This is a genomic window from Thalassobellus citreus (assembly GCF_044385915.1).
Lineage (GTDB): Bacteria > Bacteroidota > Bacteroidia > Flavobacteriales > Flavobacteriaceae > Thalassobellus > Thalassobellus citreus.
This window is the reverse complement of sequence record NZ_JBISCC010000124.1, coordinates 144,664-164,604: the sequence shown is the minus strand read 5'-3', so window position 1 is coordinate 164,604 and position 19,941 is coordinate 144,664. Positions and strand designations below refer to the sequence as shown.

At 28.7% G+C, this 19,941-nt stretch carries 16 protein-coding genes and 1 tRNA gene; 9 read left to right on the top strand and 8 right to left on the bottom strand.

Features of this window, described 5'->3' with window-relative positions:
* Window positions 1-13: 13 nt before the first annotated feature.
* From def to ACH5TX_RS09610, 5 genes are all read left to right on the top strand, one after another.
* Window positions 14-640: a peptide deformylase gene (def, locus tag ACH5TX_RS09630; RefSeq protein WP_439339289.1), complete on the top strand. Its 627-nt coding sequence runs from the start codon at window positions 14-16 to the stop codon at window positions 638-640.
* A gap of 58 nt (window positions 641-698) precedes the next feature.
* Window positions 699-1,640 carry a family 43 glycosylhydrolase gene (locus ACH5TX_RS09625; protein WP_439339288.1) on the top strand — a complete coding sequence of 314 codons (942 nt, stop codon included), beginning with the start codon at window positions 699-701 and terminating at the stop codon, window positions 1,638-1,640.
* Between the two features lie 161 nt (window positions 1,641-1,801).
* A complete protein-coding gene (locus ACH5TX_RS09620) occupies window positions 1,802-3,343 on the top strand; it encodes a 7TM diverse intracellular signaling domain-containing protein (RefSeq protein WP_439339287.1) in 1,542 nt (513 codons plus the stop codon).
* A 128-nt stretch (window positions 3,344-3,471) separates the two neighbouring features.
* Window positions 3,472-4,593: a leucine-rich repeat domain-containing protein gene (locus ACH5TX_RS09615; protein WP_439339286.1), complete on the top strand. Its 1,122-nt coding sequence runs from the start codon at window positions 3,472-3,474 to the stop codon at window positions 4,591-4,593.
* A gap of 124 nt (window positions 4,594-4,717) precedes the next feature.
* Window positions 4,718-5,443 (top strand): hypothetical protein, encoded by a 726-nt coding sequence (locus tag ACH5TX_RS09610; RefSeq protein WP_439339285.1) that lies wholly within the window; start codon window positions 4,718-4,720, stop codon window positions 5,441-5,443.
* A gap of 198 nt (window positions 5,444-5,641) precedes the next feature.
* On the opposite strand, the gene ACH5TX_RS09605 is transcribed toward ACH5TX_RS09610, so the two are convergent.
* From ACH5TX_RS09605 to ACH5TX_RS09590, 4 genes are all read right to left on the bottom strand, one after another.
* Window positions 5,642-5,723, bottom strand: a tRNA-Tyr gene (locus ACH5TX_RS09605).
* A gap of 59 nt (window positions 5,724-5,782) precedes the next feature.
* Window positions 5,783-8,494 carry a carboxypeptidase regulatory-like domain-containing protein gene (locus ACH5TX_RS09600; RefSeq protein WP_439339284.1) on the bottom strand — a complete coding sequence of 904 codons (2,712 nt, stop codon included), beginning with the start codon at window positions 8,492-8,494 and terminating at the stop codon, window positions 5,783-5,785.
* 25 nt (window positions 8,495-8,519) lie between these two features.
* Window positions 8,520-9,383, bottom strand: coding sequence for a GLPGLI family protein (locus ACH5TX_RS09595; RefSeq protein ID WP_439339283.1), 864 nt, complete (start codon window positions 9,381-9,383; stop codon window positions 8,520-8,522).
* A gap of 90 nt (window positions 9,384-9,473) precedes the next feature.
* Window positions 9,474-10,328, bottom strand: a complete 855-nt coding sequence (locus tag ACH5TX_RS09590) for a GLPGLI family protein (protein ID WP_439339282.1) — start codon at window positions 10,326-10,328, stop codon at window positions 9,474-9,476.
* Between the two features lie 123 nt (window positions 10,329-10,451).
* On the opposite strand from ACH5TX_RS09590, the gene ACH5TX_RS09585 reads away from it, so the two are divergent.
* Genes ACH5TX_RS09585 through ACH5TX_RS09570 form a run of 4 tightly spaced genes read left to right on the top strand, consistent with a single transcriptional unit; the run spans window position 10,452 to window position 14,009 of the window.
* Window positions 10,452-11,900 (top strand): sensor histidine kinase, encoded by a 1,449-nt coding sequence (locus tag ACH5TX_RS09585; RefSeq protein WP_439339281.1) that lies wholly within the window; start codon window positions 10,452-10,454, stop codon window positions 11,898-11,900.
* On the top strand, window positions 11,893-12,576 hold the full coding sequence (locus tag ACH5TX_RS09580; protein ID WP_439339280.1) for a response regulator transcription factor: 684 nt from the start codon (window positions 11,893-11,895) through the stop codon (window positions 12,574-12,576). Before ACH5TX_RS09585 ends, ACH5TX_RS09580 begins: the two co-directional genes overlap by 8 nt.
* 34 nt (window positions 12,577-12,610) lie before the next feature.
* On the top strand, window positions 12,611-13,390 hold the full coding sequence (locus ACH5TX_RS09575; protein ID WP_439339279.1) for a hypothetical protein: 780 nt from the start codon (window positions 12,611-12,613) through the stop codon (window positions 13,388-13,390).
* Between the two features lie 4 nt (window positions 13,391-13,394).
* Window positions 13,395-14,009 (top strand): deoxynucleoside kinase, encoded by a 615-nt coding sequence (locus tag ACH5TX_RS09570; RefSeq protein WP_439339278.1) that lies wholly within the window; start codon window positions 13,395-13,397, stop codon window positions 14,007-14,009.
* A 9-nt stretch (window positions 14,010-14,018) separates the two neighbouring features.
* Here ACH5TX_RS09570 and ACH5TX_RS09565 read toward each other — a convergent pair whose 3' ends face one another.
* From ACH5TX_RS09565 to ACH5TX_RS09550, 4 genes are read right to left on the bottom strand one after another with little or no spacing between them, the layout of a single operon-like run.
* Entirely contained in the window at window positions 14,019-15,764 is a 1,746-nt protein-coding gene (locus ACH5TX_RS09565) for a hypothetical protein (RefSeq protein WP_439339277.1), read from the bottom strand.
* Entirely contained in the window at window positions 15,752-16,945 is a 1,194-nt protein-coding gene (locus ACH5TX_RS09560) for a DUF4249 domain-containing protein (protein ID WP_439339276.1), read from the bottom strand. The genes ACH5TX_RS09565 and ACH5TX_RS09560 overlap by 13 nt, the downstream gene beginning before the upstream one ends.
* A gap of 10 nt (window positions 16,946-16,955) precedes the next feature.
* Window positions 16,956-17,150, bottom strand: coding sequence for a hypothetical protein (locus tag ACH5TX_RS09555; RefSeq protein WP_439339275.1), 195 nt, complete (start codon window positions 17,148-17,150; stop codon window positions 16,956-16,958).
* Window positions 17,151-17,157: 7 nt separating this feature from the next.
* On the bottom strand, window positions 17,158-19,932 hold the full coding sequence (locus tag ACH5TX_RS09550) for a TonB-dependent receptor (protein WP_439339274.1): 2,775 nt from the start codon (window positions 19,930-19,932) through the stop codon (window positions 17,158-17,160).
* Between the last annotated feature and the right edge of the window lie 9 nt (window positions 19,933-19,941).

Here is a 19,941-nt window from a genome sequence, read left to right as displayed (position 1 = left end):
ATTATTTCACTTAATGAAAAAACTAATCTTTTTATTATCCTCAGTTCTTTTAACTTTTGGATGTTCTAGTACTAAAAAGATAACTGAACACTCTTTTTCTAGTGAAGAAATTATAATGATTATGAATGCTGATAGTTTAACACCTATGCGCATTTACAAGATTAATAACGCAAAAGACTCGTTATTACTTAGAACAAAAAGCGCTTATATTAAAGCTAATCCAAATGATATAGTATTACAAACATTCGTAAAACGTTTGTATGTTACCGTTAGAGATAGTATGTCTATGGGTGTTGGTATTGCAGCTCCGCAAGTAGGTGTATTAAAAAATATTATTTGGGTACAACGATTTGACAAAGAAAACTTTCCGTTTGAAGTCTATTTAAACCCTGAGATTGTACAATACTCTAAAAAGAAACAAACCTGTAAAGAAGGTTGTTTATCTATACCTAATAGATCTGACACTTTAAAAAATAGAGCTTATGCCATTTTAATTGAGTATGATACCATGCAAGGTGAGCATAAAACAGAAATGATTGAAGATTTTACCTCGGTTATTTTTCAGCATGAAATAGATCACCTAAATGGCATTCTCTATTTAGATCATTTACAAAAAGAAATAAGAGATGCTAAAAAATAAATTTCATTTACTCTAAAAACCAACCCAACTAAAATCATTTAAAATGAAACTATTTAATATGAAAACAATATTGATTTACCTGTTACTAACCACAACATGTTTCTCACAAAACCCATTAAATTTTGGCAGTGATATTTTAACTGCAGATCCATCAGCACATGTATGGAAAGATGGCAAAATGTATATATACGCATCTCACGATGAGCCTTGTCAAGAAGACTTTTGGATGAAAGATTGGCACGTATTTTCATCAAGCGATTTAATAAACTGGATAGATCATGGTGCTTGTTTAACTGTTAACGATTTATCTTGGGCCGATAATTATGCTTGGGCTCCAGATGCCGCTTATAAAAACGGAAAATATTATTTCTGTTTTCCTGTAGGCACAGGTTTTAAAGACCGTAAGAACCCTAAAAACAGTACAAAATGGATGGGTATAGGCATGGCAGTAAGCGACTCGCCTACTGGCCCATTTAAAGATGCTATTGGAAAACCGCTTTGGACAGAACCTTATGCTAACGACCCTTGTCTTTTTTTAGATGATAACGGAAAAGGTTATATCTATTTTAATGGTGGTGGTGATTATTTAGTTGCTGAAATGGCAGATGATTTACTTAGTGTAAAAGGAGACCTTTATAAAATGGATATGGGTGGTTACAAACCTAAAAGAGAAGGTCCATGGGTTTTTAAAAGAAATGATATTTATTATTATACGATGCCAGAAGACAACAGAATTCTAACCTATTATACTTCAAGTTCACCTATTGGTCCATGGAAATATCAAGGAGAAATTATGAACGAAGAAAATGCTAGTAATAATCATCATTCTATTGTTGAATTCAACGGACAATGGATTTTATTTTACCACCGATGGGTAGATACAGATTTTGACTGCAATAAAAAGCAACGTAAAATTTGTGCTGAATATTTATATTTTAATGAAGATGGCAGCATTAAAAAAGTGGAACGTACAGAAACAGGTCTCTCTAAAAAACTTTAATATCTCATAAAAAGACAGCTAGATTGCGGCTGCCTTTTTGTTTTTTTTAACTTGACTTTGTTAGAGAAAATAGCTAACTTCGTTTAGCGTATGATATAAAACATTAAAACGATTTCATATCAACGTAGTTGTACAACATTAAAAATACGCTAAGAATTCAATTGAAAAATAAAAGAAACCTAAATATTCTTCTCATTCTTTTAGTAAGTATTATTTTTTCTTCTTGCTCACATGAAAAACTAATAAACGTAGATTATTCTTTTAAAGTAGCTAAAGATGTTAAACATAGTATACACGATTTTAATAAAGTAGATTTTACTTCTGATAACAATCTAGATTTAGGATTTTATACAGGACAGATATGGATTAAGCTAGAAATTGAAAATGGAAGAAATCTTGAATCAATAATTGTACTATGCAATGATTTAATCAATCATAATTACCGGTTTTATAAATTAAATAAAAAAAACCAATCTTTTATACCTCAAAAAGAATTGGATATTGAAAAATACGATCATCGGTCATACCTATTTGCAAAACCAAATTTTAAAATTGATTTAGAACCTTATGAAAAAGGTACTTTTCTTATTTCAACTACTAGTGATGGGAGAATCCTTCAAGCAACCCCAAAACTGGTTAGCATAGATGAGTTTGTATCAATAAAACAACAGGTTCTAATTTTTGACATTGTTTTCTATTGCTTTGTTATTCTGCTCTTAATCATCAACCTTCTATATTTTCGATTGGTAACAAGCAACATTTATTTATTCTATGCTGCGTATATCATATCAGGGTGCTTAATGTACTTATTTGTTGAAGGTAGGCTCTATGGTTTAGGACTTAGTAATTTCATTATTGACCACCTTATGTTCATTTCTATAAGAGTATGGATTATTTCAAGTGTTTTATTTACTCTAAACTTTTTAGAAACTAAAAAAACCAATCCTAGTTATTATAAGTTCATTATCCTAATGCTTTTAATAACGCTTGGAGGCACCACCATTTACCAACTCTTATTTTACGATTTTTCAATTAGCACTTTACACCAATTTGAAAACATAATAGGTTTTGTTTGGATTTTATTATCACTTACAACTGTTAGTATTGCGTTTAAAAAAAGGAAAACACACTCTATTTATTATTTAATATCTTATTCTGCGTTTCTCCTTTTTGTTACATTTGGTCTTTTAGACAGCCATACCACCATTTTGCCTGGAGACCCGTTTTCCTATTTTAAAATTGGTACAATATTAGAATTTATTGGGTTTACATATTTTATTTCTTTATTGATAAAAAAGAGGCTTTTAAAAACAGAAAAACTAGCTTATGAACTTTCTCAAAACCATAAAAATATCTTAGAAAAAGAAAAACTATTGATAGCTAGAAACAATGACCTTGTAAATGTTTTAAAGGTCGTTGAAAATTCATTCTCCAACGAAGCTGATTGGGATAACTTTAAAGAAAGATTTAAATTGTTAAATCCAAATTTTATTAGTACGTTATCAACAAAGTATCCCAACTTAACCAAATCTGAAATACGATTATTAACCCTCATTAGAATTGGATATTCGCAAAAAGAGATAGCCACCATTTTAAATATTGCTCCAGATAGTGTAAAGAAAGCAAGAAGTAGGGTTAGAAAAAAGTTAAATTTAGAAGATAAAGAACAATTAAACACCTACATCAAAAATATCAGCACTTAAAAGAAACTGATTAAAACTCTGTAAATCAGTATTTTTAAATACTGTACCCCATTTTGTCCCCCTTCAATTTTAGTTAATAATTCACTCTTTATATATTTTTGATATCTAAATCTTTAAAAATTTAATTTATGAAAAAAACACTACTTATTTCAGTTGGATTATTAATTGCAAGCACAATCGCACAGGCTCAAAACGTCAATATTCCGGACGCTAATTTTAAAGCTTATTTGGTCGGAAATACTTCTATAAACACAAATTCAGACTCTGAAATTCAGGTGAGTGAAGCTGCTGCTTTCAATGGTACAATTAATTGTGGTTCTCTTTCAATTTCTGATTTAACAGGAATTGAAGCTTTTACTAATTTAACAGAGTTATACTGTTTGGATAACAGCTTAACTACTTTAAACACCAGTCAAAACATTAATCTAACTACACTATATTGCAATAGTAACAATTTAGCTTCTATTGATTTAAGCCAAAATATTTCGCTTGTAGAGTTATCTGTGGCATATAATAACTTAACAACAATAGATATAAGTAACAATACTCTTTTGTCTATATTTTATGGCACTCATAATCAATTATCTAGTATTGACGTAACTCAAAATACTAATTTAACAGAGTTAGATTTTGGTTATAACTCAATAAGTGGTACAGTAGATGTTAGTCAAAACACTATTTTAACTCATTTACAATGTTATAATAACAGCCTTAGCTCATTAGATGTTTCTCAAAATACGAGTTTAATTAATTTAAATTTCCGTAATAATAACATAAGTGATTTAGACATAACTCAAAACACCTCATTGGAGATCTTAAGATGTAGTAACAATGATTTATCTATTTTAAAAACCATATACACATCCACTTTGGTAAATTTAGATGCTTCTTTAAATCCTAATTTAACTTGTATTGAAGTTGATGATACTTCTGCTGCAAATTCTAGTTTAAACTATCTTATTGATGCTACAGCAAGTTATAGTTTAGATTGTAATTACATTTTAAACATAAATGATTTTGAATTAGCTAAAAGCATTTCTATTTATCCTAATCCAGCTACATCAGAAATAAGTATAATCTCTGATAAAATTATTGAATCTATAGAATTAATAGATGTTTTTGGTAAGGTTATCAAATCAAGTCTAAATCCTAACAACACTATTTATGTCTCAAATTTATCAAATGGCCTTTACTTTCTTCAGGTTCATACAAAAAAGGGCTTAGCGATTAAAAAGTTTATTAAAGACTAATAATCTCTTTTACATATAGAATAAACAGCATTAAGTAATAACGTATATAAAAATAGCGATTTAATAGGAGTCAAGTCATCAATTATTTACTTTGTATACACGCAACATTATACAACATTTGATAATGACAAAAAAGTTAATGATAATCATTTTGGTAATTCTCTCTCATTCTTGTAAAGAGAGTGAAAAATCTAATTCAATTGTTAAGACAGCTAAAGAAAAGAAATGGGATATTAAAAGATTAAACAACAGAGCTGTTCAAAATCTTGACAGCACCAAATGGGACTCAAAATTATTTAAACAAGATATTACAACTTATGATAAGTATTCTGAAATATTTAAAAATTATCCATTGAACAAATCGCCTTTTCCTGTTGCAGAATATGATTATGCCGTATCTAGCATTCCATTTACAATAGAAATTGAGGAGATTGTTTTTAAAGGTGTTCGCATCGGAGAATATGAAAATCCTGAAAGCGAAAAAATAATAGATAAGCTAACCTTATTGGTTTTGACAAATGACAAGGATGCAGAAGAAACCACATTGGTTGATTCTCGAAATTATCCGTATTTAACAGCACAAGGAATATTTAAAGTAATAAATAATGAATTTGATTGGGTTTTTTCCGCAAGTCCAGATGGATTTTCTACATTGCTTCTAAATATGAAACTTTTTGATTTAAGATTTGGAGAAACTATTATAATTTACCCTCAAAAAGACGAATCATTCTTCTATGAACAAATAAAGGATTCACCTAATAATTATGGAAATTTTGAAGATTTTCAGAAATCAATAATTGCTAATCCAAAAGTAAAAAAACAACTGATTTCTGAAATGAATATTAAGTAAAAACGTTGTACAACAATGGCTATAAGTAAATGCTTGTTCTCGTCTACTTCTGAAAATCCTCGCGGATTTTCAACTTGGTACGTACTTGCAAAGTTAAGTGCAAACCCACGCAACTACTCATAGCCGAGACCGTTAAACGAACCTTTTAAAATCACAAAACAAAAAAGTCTGCAAAAATGCAGACTTTTTAAGTTAAAGTGGGGAGAGCAGGATTCGAACCTGCGAAGACGTAGTCAGCAGATTTACAGTCTGCCCTCGTTGGCCGCTTGAGTATCTCCCCAAAACCGTGCGCAAATATATTATAGTTTATTAAGTATGCAAAATAAAATCATGCAATTTTTACAATTCGTATCGTAATCTAAACGAAACAAATAAAGGTTGAATAAAATACTCGGTAGCACTAACAGATATCGCACTTGTGTTTGTGTTATTTTGCGCCTTGGTATTGAACAAGTTAGTCGCTTTAATTTCGTATTCTAACTTAGCATCCTTATCTTTTTTGTATGCTAAAGATGCATTTAAAAATTCATAACTATTAATCGTTTTATCTTCATCACTAAAATTATTATATGAGTAATCAGATTTTAATGTAAATGATTTAAAAATAAGTGCATCAAATTCTACAGATGGTGACTTTGTATAAAACTTAGTATTACTATTTCCTTGATTATTATCTTGAATAGAATAGCGGTATCCTAATTCAATATTAGGAGCTGTTTTAAAATTGGTTCTTAACTCTGTTCTATAGGTTTGAGAAAAGCTCTCACTTACAGATTGAACATTTTGTACAAATTGATTAAACTTTGAATAATTTAAATTCCCTCTTACAGAAGCTCTTAATTCACCAAATGTACGCTGAAATCTGGCATTAGCACTCGCGCTTTCATCTGCAAAAGCAGAATTAAAAGGAGAACTAACCCGCACAACACTTCCAGGTTCGAAAACAGATGTATTTCTAATGTTATCGATGCTTTTATTATAACTCAATCTTGCAAAAACATTCGTATAATTAAACATATTAAAACTATAATAAGACAAGTTAATATTATGCGACAAAGCATTTTCTAACTCTGGACTCCCTGAAAACAAAGCACTGTAGCTATTTAAAACCAACCCGCTTGCAAACTTAGACACATCGGTAAATTGCGTTTGCATACGATAATTTAAAGTAACTTGCTCACTCTTTTTTAACTGCATACGCATATTAAAATCGGGTAATAGCCTAAAAAAATTATCGGTAGTCTTAGTACTTTGTTGTGAGTTATTAGTGCTATAAGCATGTGCTGAAACACCCGGTGTAAAAGTAAAAATTCCCGATTTCAACCTATAATGAGCTGCTAAATAAATATCACTAAAATTGTACTTAATATCGTTAGTATCTAATCCTTCATTAATTGTAGGTGTTGGATTAAATCTAGAATCATTATCTAAAAATTGAAAAATATCAGAATCAAATTGTTGGCTACTTAGTATAGTTCCAACAGTGAAATTAATATCACTTTTATTATTTAATATATTCCAATAATCTAATTTAGCATCCACTTGATTAGATTTCACTCGCTTCTCTTGAGCAATGTTATAACCTATTTGAGCACCATCTAACCCTAAATCATTTGCGGTTTCTTCATAGTTATCTTTATCTTCTAAAACAGCATTATAAAACGGGTCTTCATCTTGTAATAAATGTTGAACTTCTAAGGCGAAAATATTTTTATCATTAAGCGTATAATAATAGTTTAAATTTTGATTGATACTATATGGACTTGAATTTTCTAACTGAGCAATACTACCATTAACTGTAGAGAAAAAACCTTGATCTTGTGATTCTTTTGATACACGCCCTAAAACATCATAATCTAATTGATTATTAGCATTTGGTTTATATTTAGCCGACAATTTTACCATACCTAAATCACTACGTTGTATCGTATTACTTTCGGTACTTTCGTCTGGAATACTTAAACCCTCATCAGTATATTGAACATCTCTATTTTCCTGCAATTCGGTTTTACTGTTAGAAAAAATAGCAAACCCACTTAAATCTAAAGCTTTATTAGGCGACCAGCTAAAATTGGCCGCTCCAAACTTGGTATTAATATCTTTTGCTCTATTATTTTGCGCTGTTAAAAAGCCTAGATTATTACTTCCTAAATTAATATTGGTGCCGCTACTTCTACTAGGGTTTCTAAATCCACCAGTGAAATTGAAATAATCACGACGCGAAAACGCGACTTCACCTAAATTATTTAAATCTGTAATAACATTAATACTATATTCTGGACTGTAATAAAACAATTTAGGCTGTAATAAATACAATTCATTTTTATCTGACGAACCTCCACCTGCTGTTACATTACCAAACCAAAAGTTCTTTTTGCCTTCTTTTAATTTAATATTAATGGCAATATTGTCTTGATTATTAGTAACACCACTTAATTGTCCTACCTCAGCGAAATTTTTAAGCACCTGTACTTTATCAACAGCATTTGCAGGAATATTTTCGACAGCTAATTTTGAATCGCCATCAAAAAAATCTTTTCCATCAACCATTACTTTTCCAACTGTTTTTCCTTCAACTTCTATTTGTCCGTCATCATTAACTTCAACTCCTGGTAAATTTTTAAGAACATCTCCTAATTTCCTTTCTGTTCCTTTATTAAAAGAATCGGCATTATAAACAATAGTATCCCCTTTAATGGTAACGGGCATTTCATAAACCAATTCTACGGCATCTAACGTATTATCGTTTTGTAGCGTAAAATTCTGAATCATATCGGCATCCAAAGTTTTTATATCTTCTTGCCCTGTTTTCATACCAATATAACTTACCTGTAATTTGTATGAGGTGTTTTTTTCTAAGGATAACTTATAACGCCCATCAGAATTTGTAATACCATAAGAATCTAGTTTTTGAGTTTCTTGGTTTATAGCAATTACATTTGCCAACTCAAGCGGGGCACCTATACTATCTTTAACAACTCCCTCCACTTTTATTTGGGCAAAAGTTACTTCAGCCACTAAAAGCAGCATTAATAAAATTATTTTTTTCATTATTTCTGATTGATTGAATTAAAGATTATCTATGCGCACGTCCTCCACGACCTCTATACATCTCACGCATTTCTTCTGTTTTTTTCTTTACAATGGCGTCATATTCGTTTTGGGTAACTTCTTTTCCTTTTGATGGCACTTTAATAATTTCCTTTTCTGAAGGGTTTAATATTATTTTTGAACATAAAATGGTTGTTCTATCTGCATTAATTTCTAAAATTAATCCTGGTAGCCCCCAATACACATCTGGACCTTGATTAATTGGTATTTGTGGTGTATACCAAGCTGTAACCATTATTTCTCTAGGAGCATCAACTTCTTTAGTTTCTTCTTTTTTAGTACTTGTAGAATCTTTAGGTTTTTCGTTGTTATTTTTTCGTCTAAAACTAGTCATATCAAAACCTTCTACTTTTTTAATTGCTGTTGCTTTAAAACATGTATATTTCCCAATGGTTTTAGTTTCGGCACCTAATTCCCATTCTAACTTTTGTAAGCTATCATTTATTAAAAATTGTTTTCCAAAAAACTCTTGTGCCTTTAAAACTTTTTGATCTTTCACATTTTTATATTGTGTACCACCTGTCCCCATCATCATTCTAAAACGCATACCACCACCTTGTCCAGGTGCTTCTAGTTTTTCTTCTTCTTTATACAAAGATTCAGATTGATTAAAAGTTAGGATAAATGTTTTTTCTAAAGCACTTTTCATGCGGTCTGCAATTTGTTTTTTACGCTCTTCACTTAATTGGCCGCCACCAAAGCTGCTCATATCCATAGTAGTTTTTGACTCGTAGTACGCTTTTCCTTGAAAGTCTTTTTGAGCAAAAGAAACAAAGGAAACCAATAGCAATAAAGGTGTTATTACAGTTTTAAAAGAATTGAAATTCATAGATAATAATGTTTTGTTAGGCATTAATTAAACTTAGACCTAAACTACATTATTTAGTTTAATTGAAAAGTGTTAAAGTATTCTTAAAAACTAGCCACCAATTCTTATTTCTATTCTTTGTCCGTCATCATCATTACGACTATTTTCTCTCCTTTCATCCTCCTCTTGCATTCTTTTTTCTACAATAGATTCAAAATCTGATTGATTTACTACTTTTCCTTTTTTGGGTTCTACAACACTAAATATATTCTTAGAATTTAATACAATTTTACTACAAACAATAGTTTCTGTTCCATCATTAACTTCTAAAATTAAACCAGGCAGCCCATGATACTTAGCTGGTCCATTATTTATTGGTATCTGCGATGTATACCAAGCAGTAATCGTTATTTCTTCCATTTTTGGTTCGTCATTTAAATCTGTATCTAAGTCTTTGTCACCATTCACACTAATACCACTTTCCATTACTGGAACCATTCGTTTCATTGTTGCTTTATAACAAGTATAGTCTCCAATGTTTTTAGTCTCGCTTTCAAGTTCCCAATCTAATTTTGGTAATTCATCTTTAACCAAAAATATTTTACCAAACACTTCATTTTTTGATGTATATCTTTTCTCTTTCATATTTTTATACAATATGTCAGCTTCATCTGTGCTTACAAAAACCATTCGCATATTACCTGCTTGAGGAGCTTCTAATTTCTCATCTTCTTTATAAAGTGATTCTTCTTTGTTAAAACTCAAAATGAATGTTTTTTCAAACTGTTTCTTCATCATTTCTATCATTCGCTGATGCATTTCAGAATTTATCTGTGTACTATCTAGTTTAATGTCTATTTTCCGCTTCGTTTTATAAGTGGCTTTTCCCTGAAAATCTTGTGCATTGATAAGCATTGAAAATAATACTATAACCGAAATAACAATGGTTTTAATAATCGTATTCATATCTGTTCGTTTTTAATTATTGATGCTGCAAATATGATATCTAAAACAACATTTTATAGTTAACGAGTGTTAACGTGTGTTAACCGATTGGTTTTATACGGTTTTAACATTTACTTTTGATTTATGAACGATTCTAAATTAAAATGGATACTATACTTTATAACCTTTGTTATAATTAGCACTATTTGTGTTCAGTTCTATTGGAATTACAAAAACTACCTTTATAGCAAGCAACAATTAATAAATGATGTACAACTAAGTTTAGATACTTCTATTGAATCTTATTTTGCTAATCTTGCCAAAAAAAACACCGTGTCTTTTGATTTTAATTATAAAGACAACGATTCCATTTTTATTAATAAAAACAAAATCGCTAACAAAAAATCTTATTCTTACAATCATCAAATAAATTCTAATATTAAAAAAGACACTGTATTTGAACAGTTTTATCAAGCTGAATCTAATAACGAATGGCATACAAATAAGATTATTATAAAAAAATATTTTAATGATTCATTACATTTCGATAGTATTAAAACGTTAACCTCAAAAATTTTAATTTCTATTAGTGAAGACTCATTAAATCTTGATACTATTGATAGTTTAATGCATAAAGAGTTACAACGAAAACAATTGGATATTATTTATACCTTATCTTTTAAAAACGACTCTAATAGCATACAAAAAACACGAAATAATATTGAAGCTAATTTTTTATCTATTAGTTCTAAATCAACATTTTTACGAGAAAACAGTGAATTAAAAATTTATTTCACAAACGAAACTAAAATTATTTTAAAGCGTATACTTTCAAGTATTTTAATATCCCTTTTTTTAATTTTAGCCGTTATAAGCTGCCTGTTTTATCTCTTAAATATTATTAAAAAACAGAAACAATTAGCGGAAGTCAAAAACGATTTAATCAGTAATATTACTCATGAATTTAAAACTCCCATTACCACTATTGGTGTCGCCATTGAAAGTATTAAAGACTTTAATGTTATTGATAATAAAGAAAAAACAAAAAACTATTTAGATATTTCGAGTAATCAATTATCTAAATTAAATGTGATGGTTGAAAAACTTTTAGAAACAGCTACATTAAATAGTGACAATTTAAAACTAAACAAAGAAACCTATAATATAGCTGATATTTTAACTGCTATTGTTGAAAAACATAAAATGCAAACACACCATAAAAACATTCAATTTATAGCACCTTCTGAAGAAATATTGGCTAAAGTTGATGTATTTCATTTTGAAAATGCTATTAATAACATTCTAGATAATGCTATAAAATATGGAGGAAACAGTATAACAGTTGAAATATTTAAAATACCGTTAGCTTTTACCATTTCTATTTCTGATAATGGTAATACCTTAAACAAATTACATAAAGACAAAATATTCGAGAAGTTTTACCGAATTCCGAAAGGGAACACACATGATGTTAAAGGCTTTGGAATAGGCTTATATTATGCAAAAAAAATAGCAGAAAAACATGGTGGTGACATTCAATTAAATTTAAAAGAAAGTTCAACTATCTTTAATATATCTATACCAAATGAGTAAACAAGCAACCATACTATTGGCTGAAGACGAACCAGCATTAGGCCAAATAATAAAAGAAAGTTTAGAAACTAGAAACTTTAATGTGTTGTTGTGCAACAATGGAGAACAAGCTTTTGAAGTTTATAAAACCCACACACCTGAATTGTTAGTTCTTGATGTTATGATGCCAAAAAAAGACGGATTTACCTTAGCAAAAGAAATTCGAGTTATTGATGAAACGATTCCCATTATGTTTTTAACAGCTAAATCTCAAACTCAAGATGTTGTTGAAGGTTTTTCAATAGGCGGTAATGATTACTTAAAAAAACCATTTAGTATTGAAGAATTAATAGTAAGAATCAATAGTTTATTAAAACGAACGCAACTTCAAAAAGCGTCTGATACACTATCAATAGGTCATTATACATTTAACTTTCCAAAACAAACGTTACAATTTAAAAATCAAGATTTAGTTCAACTTACACATAGAGAAGCACATTTATTATTTCATTTAATAAAAAATAAAAACACTGTTTTAGATAGAACAATAATCTTGAAAAAACTTTGGGGAAATGATGATTTTTTTAATGCTAGAAGCATGGATGTATTTATTACAAAACTCAGAAAAAAACTAAAACTAGATGAATCCATTCAAATATTAAATGTTAGAGGCTTTGGATATAAACTAATTTGCTAAAAAGTGGTTTGATTTTTGTATTTTTCAAGTCGCCATGAAACATATAATATATCTTTTTTTACTACTAACTACCTCTACATTCTCTCAAGAACGTATTGAAACAACATTAATAAAAAGCTACAAATTTAATGCGGAAGCACTTGTTTCTATTGACAATTTCAATACGCAATACTTTATTAACAACAATGTTTTTAGTAAAAAGAACGCAAGTAAAACTATAACTTATAACAACCTACAATTAGGTGATTTAAAAAGCGCTAATGCTTTCAACCCATTAAAAATCAACCTTTTTTATAAAGATTTTAATACCGTTATTATTCTAGATAACAGATTAGCCGAAATATTTAAAATAGATTTTAACACCATATCAGACTACAAAAATGTTTCACACATTGCCACTGGACACGATAATACCATTTGGATATTTAATCAAGACACGCAGCAATTAGAACTTTACGATTATAAACAAAATATAACAAGAGCCCAAACCTTACCTGTACAAACCGAAATTTTAGATTTAAAAAGTAACTACAATACCTGCTGGCTACTAACTAAAAAATATTTGTATGTATATAATTATTTTGGCAGCTTATTACAGAAAACTAAAAATGATGGCTTTACAGCTTTAACAGAAAGTAATAACAATATTATTTTAAAAAAAGACAACACTTTATTCTATTTAAAAAGAAATACTAAAAAGCCTATTCCAATAGCAACTCCAAATTTATTAATTAAACAGTTTTTTGTAACCAACGAAACCTTGTATATTTACAACAACGAAAGCATTTACAAATACCAAATAAAAATCGATTAAGATTATGCATATTGCTATTGCCGGAAATATTGGCGCTGGAAAAACAACCCTCACTAAATTACTAGCAAAACATTATAAATGGGAAGCCCAACTTGAAGATGTTGTAGACAACCCGTATTTAGACGATTTTTACAATCAAATGGAACGTTGGAGTTTCAACTTACAGGTGTACTTTTTAAATAGCAGATTTCGTCAAGTATTAGAAATTCGAAAAAGTGGAAAAGACATCATTCAAGATAGAACTATCTATGAAGATGCACATATTTTTGCACCCAATTTACATGCGATGGGTTTAATGACGAATCGTGATTATGAAAACTACAAATCGCTTTTTGAATTAATGGAATCTTTAGTACAAGGTCCCGATGTTTTAATTTATTTACGTAGCACTATCCCTAATTTAGTAAAGCAAATACATAAGCGTGGGCGCGATTACGAAAACTCAATAAGTATTGATTACTTAAGCCGATTAAACGAACGCTACGAAGCTTGGATACACGGCTACACCAAAGGAAAACTACTAATAATAGATGTTGATGATTTAGATTTTGTAGACAATCCAGAAGACTTAGGAAGTGTTATAAACACTATTGATGCTGAGATTAATGGGTTGTTTTAAACCCAACCTTTAGTCCTTTTTTATTTCTATATACTCTTTAGATTTTAAATATTTTCCATCTAAACTATATCCTTGTAAAAGAATTTCAAAAATACCTGTAGCATCCGATGTGTAAAATTTTAAAGTTTTTAAATTAAAATCTAAAGTTAAATCAGGAATCCATAATAACTGATTTCTATAATCAGGAATTCTTTTCAAATCTTCAAATTGAGTCTTATAATTTGGATTAAAGTAAATTTTATTTTCTTTTACAGCATCTAAACTTATAAAATTCAAATCATTCCTATTCTTTGGTAAATTAAAATCTCCCTTTTTTGTTTTTATATCAATTATCCCATTAAATATACTTGGCCCATAAAAATATATACCACGAACCACACTAATACTTTCAATTTTATTAGAATTATAATCTAAAACATCTGAATTATTTTGAATTAAATTACCATCAAATAAAACCAATGGTTCATAATCTCTAAACACATTATTTCGCAGTTCTTCATAATTAAACACTTTAAAATTAAACGTATCATTATACTTTCTTACAGCAGCTTCTTCAACAACTTCAACAAAAGTCTCTTTTACGGTTGGAAATCTTTTATAATCATCTAGCACATATTTAACAGAAGGTTTACCGTAAAATAGTTTAGCAGGTTTTTTATAAATAACACTATCTCTTTTTAAATTATGAGAAGCACTTTCTATTTGATTATGAATACTTTTAGTTAACATCCAATCTTTAATATTTTCATTCAATATAACTCTACTATATTTTAATTGATTAAAAAAATTAAAAGATAAATCGTCTAAAAGAATATCATAACGCTCATTATTTTTATCAAGTACTTGTAAAATAGCGTCACTATTATTATAATTTTCAGAAATGTTAAAATGAAATTTCCCTGCTTTATCTGTTTTTACATTTTTATAAACGTAATTAGTACCAGGAATTGACAATGAAACTATTTTATCTGCTACGTTAATGTTATCATCTTTGGCAATAACTTGTCCAGAAATAATTTCTCCAAGTATTTCTGGTAAATAATTTTCTCTGTGAACTTTATTTATAATTCTATTAGACTTTTTTTTAGTTACCTCTAATGAATCTAACTTGCGAATAGACAGACTATAATTTCCATAACCCTTTTCTTCTAAAACATTATTAAAAGTCAATTCAACCTTTTCTCTTGTTTTATATGACTTATTATTAGTTTCAAGCTTAATATCACCATTGCTTTTCTTACCTATAATTAAATCCCCTTTCTTAATCTCTATATCTATTTGATTCTCATCAAATATTTTCTTGTTTTCAAGAAAAAACTCTTTCGGTATAAATGGATTGATTATATAAACATCGGTTTGATAAAAGGGATTACTTTCATTATTATTCATCCACTTTGTGTAAGCCACAATCTTATAATTACCCGTCTCAATATTTGATGGTATAAAAAAATCTCCATTTGCTAATCCACCAACTAATTTTAGTTTGTGCTTAAACAGTTGATTTTTTTCAACTCCTATTAATTCAACATAAGCGATTTTACTAACTGTACTTGGTCTTTCTAGACTATTTAAGCAATATAATTTATAAAACAATGTTTCTCCTGCTAATAAAATATTTGCATTGGTATGAAGCTCAACCTTTTCTTGAGGAATTGAAGTTTTAAGAGTATTAAAAGTCTCTTTGCTTATTTGACATAAAACATTATTGCATAACATACATAAAGCAATAACAATTTTTATAGTTAATCTTCCCAAAACGTTGGTTTTATATTAGATGAAAATGTTGTACAATCCCCACACTCTGGGTTTACTATAGTATACTCGGGATAATAGCCAGAAACAAATTTATATTGAGGATAAAAGAATAATAATTGCAGCAGAAAAACTCTTTGATTTGGTTCTGGAGGCCCAGTAATAGTATAATCATAAGTCCTCAAATCACAATCGAAGAAATAAGCTGGATAATCGATATTAAAATCTGAATAATTAAAATATATTCTTTTTGATGTAACCGATGAAACATCAAAAAATCCTATAACTTTTTCAGTAGAACTTTGTTGAGAAAAAATATTACCTTGAATAAACCCTGGCTGATTATCTACAAATACACTTTCTTCTGAACTCAATTCTTTTAAAATTTTATAAAAATTATTTGCTTCTACAGATTGTACATATTGCTTTACTAAAATACTATAACGCTCCCTTAGAATACTGTTATCTGCTTTAATAAAACGAATAGGGAATTTTGACACTTTATTCTCAATTAAACTGTTTACACTTGTTAATAATATTTCTGTAGAAATATTACTTGAATAGCATATTTTTTCTTCTTTAGTTTTAGCTACTAAATCAATTGTTCCTTCAGTAATACCACCAGTAACAATGGCATCAAACGGAGAATAAAATGGAGCTACAATTTTATATGTTTCTTCATATTTATACCTAAAAAAATTCGCCTCTCCTAAATCATCATTGCTATCAACTAAAACCTGAACCCCAGTTTGCCCATTTAAATTAACCAACTCTGCATATAAATTTTCTATTTCAGCTTTTGGAGCTAAAAACTCATTACTTGAAACATATTCTTTACCATCAACTAATGTTATTAATAATTTATAAGAAACACCTTCTACAGGTTTAAATGGTATATTAGAAATATAAACACCTCCTTCTGCTTCTCTAAAATTATATATATTATTATTACTATCTTCTATTCTAACATTTGCATTACTCTCTATAACTTGAGAATCGCTTTCCAACAAATAAGTTCGTGAAATTTTAATCTCTTGATATTTAAATTCATCTGTTATAGTAGCTTCCACCACTAAAACATCCTCAAATGATTCTGTTACCAAAGGAAAAGATTCCGTACATCCTAGTACACAAAAACCAAGCAGGCTAAAAACAATAAAATTTGTAATAACTAATCTTCCCAAAACGTTAATTTTATATTAGATGAATATTGTACAATCCCCACACTCTTACTTTACAATCGTATATGATAGACTTTAACTCATCGGCTATAGTTTCTTCAATAACCAAAACTTCTTCAAAAAAGCCTATTACAAAAGAAAATGGTACTGCACATCTATATGTAGTTAATAAAATAATAAACGATATATTTTTATATAATTTGGTCAACTTTAATTTAAAATTTAAAATTATATGTTATTGTTGGCACTGGAATTGAAAATATAGATGATTTATAACCTTTTATTTGTCTATCTTCACTTATAAAATAAACAGAATAAGGGTTATTTCTCCCAAGTACATTATATACCGAAATATTCCAAAAACTGTGTGCTAACTTTACATTCTTATGATTCCCTTCAATATTAACACCAATATCAAAACGATAATAATCAGGTATTCTAATTTTATTCCTATCGCTATACAGTACTTGTTCTTTTCCATTATAAACGTATTTCCCAACAGGATAAGTAATAGGTCTACCTGATTGATAATTAAAATTAAAAGAAACACTATACCGCTTTGTAAGTCTATAATTTGAAATTAAACTAACATCATGTGGCCTATCTTGATTTGCTGAAAAATAATTACCGTTGTTTACTCTATTGGTTAAAAATTCACTATCCAATTGCACTAAAGTTCTAGAATAAGAATAACCAAGCCATCCATTTAATCGTCCTTTCTTCTTTTTAAGTAAAAATTCTACCCCGTAGGCCTTACCTTTTCCTTGTAAAAGTTCGGTTTCAATATCCTCATTTAAAAGTAACTCTGCACCAACTTTAAAATCCAAAAGGTTATTCATTTTTTTATAATAGCTTTCAAGACTCAATTCATATAAGTCATTATTAAAATTCTTATAAAACCCAAGAGAAAATTGTTCTGCCCGTTGTGGCTCAACATTTAAGTTTGATAATTTCCAAGAATCAACAGGAGATGCCGTAGTATTAGATGAAAGTAAATGAGAATACTGAATGGTTTTATTATATCCTGCTTTTACAGAAACACTTGGTGCTAAAAAATATCTTGCAGAAAACCGTAATTCTGGACCTCCATAGGTTTTTATGACTTCATTATTCTTAAAATTTTTTGTTTCGACAATAGACTCTGAACTTTTAGGTTGAAAAAGGTCATAAACATTCTGGGTCCCTGCCCCTAAAGAAGCATATAATGAATATCTAATACCAATATCTAACACAAACTTTTTATTTAACTCAAATAAGTCCGACATAAAGAATGCCGATTCTAACCCTCTTTCTCTATCAATACTTTTGCTTTCAACAACAGATTCATTTCCTAAAGGCACAATATCTCCAGGTTTTATAGCATACAGTTTACTGCTTAATCCGTAATTGAATTTATGTTTTTTACTATGTAAGTATTTAGCTTTTAATTTAAATTGTGTTTCATTTATACTATAACCAAAATCAAAGTTTCTATTAAAAATACCATCATAAATAATACTAAACTTATACTCACTTGTTGCCATTTGTAAGGAAACTCTATTTTTATCATTAAACGTATGGTTCCATTTTATCGAAGCCAATCTATTGCTATAACCATAAACAGAATCTGAAGTTATACTAAACTCATCATTACTATAATAAAGCGTAGCTTGTAAATTATTTTTATTATTAATTTTATAATTAAATTTCACAAGAGCATCATAAAAATTAGCTTTACTATTTTTTATTGATTCTTCAGAAATTGCTTTAAGCACCCAGTCGGAATATGTTGCTCTTCCTCCAACTAAAACGGACATCTTATCTTTAATAATTGGAGTTTCAATCATTAAATTCCCAGTAATTGGGCCAACATTACCTTCTCCTGAAAACTTTTCCATATTTGCCTCCTTTGTAGCAATATCAATAACAGAAGAAAGACGTCCTCCAAATTCAGAAGGGATACTTCCTTTATAGATATCAACACTTCCAGTTGCAAAAGGATTTATTGCAGAAAATACTCCAAAAAAATGTGATGGATTATACATTACTGCATCATCAAACAAAATTAAATTTTGATCTACTTTACCTCCTCTTACATTATAACCTAAAGCTCCTTCTCCTGCGGTTTTTATTCCTGGCATAGTAGTAGCAACTTTTAAAACATCACGTTCACCTAAAACTAAAGGAATATTTTTTATACCTTCTACATCAATTCTAGTAACTCCGACTTCAACCTTCTTAATGTTGTCATCTTTATCCGACTTTATAACAATTTCATTAAGTAATTCTGCAGACTCATCTAAAAAAAAACTTAAATCACCATTACTATAAACAATAATTCTTCGTTTGCTTTTTCCGTATGACAATGATGATGTTTCTAATTCATTAAACCCTTTAGGAACTTCCAATGAATAAAACCCAAATTCATTTGTTGTTGTATTAATATCTTTATTTGTTATAAATACAACTAAATTATCAATAGGTTTATTTGTTTTTGAATCTTTTATATATCCAGATATTAAATACTTACTTTGATTATTATTTATATTCTCTTTACCTATAGAATAAATCTTACCATCACTCTTTAGTCGATTACTAATAAATTGTTTTTGTAAAATAGGAGCTTTGATCTTTTTATTTTGTTCGGATATAGTAGTTTTAGATATAGTGGTATCTACCTTTTTAAAATGGATATCAGGTAGTCTATCAACTATTGCTGTATTTTTGGTCAAAATAACTTTACCATCAAAAATCAAATAATTAACGGAAGTCTCTTTTAATATTTCTTCAAGAATAACATCTATTTCCAAATTCTTAAAAGATTTTGAAAATAATGTATCGTCAAACCAGTCTTCTTCAAAATAAAATTTATATCCGATTAAATCTTCCAATTCTAACAAAGCATCAATACGATTCATATTATCAAAATTGATTGATATTTTTTTATATTCTTGAGAATTTCCTAAATTACTAATCAAGAGCACAAAAGACAAAACCATTAATTTTTTCATATACGGAGA

Coding starts and splice junctions, on each gene's coding strand:
- ACH5TX_RS09570 (WP_439339278.1), top strand. CDS start 13,395: ATGCATATTGCTATTGCCGGAAATATTGGCGCTGGAAAAACAACCCTC.
- ACH5TX_RS09590 (WP_439339282.1), bottom strand. CDS start 10,328: ATGAATACGATTATTAAAACCATTGTTATTTCGGTTATAGTATTATTT.
- ACH5TX_RS09610 (WP_439339285.1), top strand. CDS start 4,718: ATGACAAAAAAGTTAATGATAATCATTTTGGTAATTCTCTCTCATTCT.
- ACH5TX_RS09615 (WP_439339286.1), top strand. CDS start 3,472: ATGAAAAAAACACTACTTATTTCAGTTGGATTATTAATTGCAAGCACA.
- ACH5TX_RS09625 (WP_439339288.1), top strand. CDS start 699: ATGAAAACAATATTGATTTACCTGTTACTAACCACAACATGTTTCTCA.
- ACH5TX_RS09550 (WP_439339274.1), bottom strand. CDS start 19,932: ATGAAAAAATTAATGGTTTTGTCTTTTGTGCTCTTGATTAGTAATTTA.
- ACH5TX_RS09575 (WP_439339279.1), top strand. CDS start 12,611: ATGAAACATATAATATATCTTTTTTTACTACTAACTACCTCTACATTC.
- ACH5TX_RS09585 (WP_439339281.1), top strand. CDS start 10,452: ATGAACGATTCTAAATTAAAATGGATACTATACTTTATAACCTTTGTT.
- def (WP_439339289.1), top strand. CDS start 14: ATGAAAAAACTAATCTTTTTATTATCCTCAGTTCTTTTAACTTTTGGA.
- ACH5TX_RS09580 (WP_439339280.1), top strand. CDS start 11,893: ATGAGTAAACAAGCAACCATACTATTGGCTGAAGACGAACCAGCATTA.
- ACH5TX_RS09600 (WP_439339284.1), bottom strand. CDS start 8,494: ATGAAAAAAATAATTTTATTAATGCTGCTTTTAGTGGCTGAAGTAACT.
- ACH5TX_RS09595 (WP_439339283.1), bottom strand. CDS start 9,383: ATGAATTTCAATTCTTTTAAAACTGTAATAACACCTTTATTGCTATTG.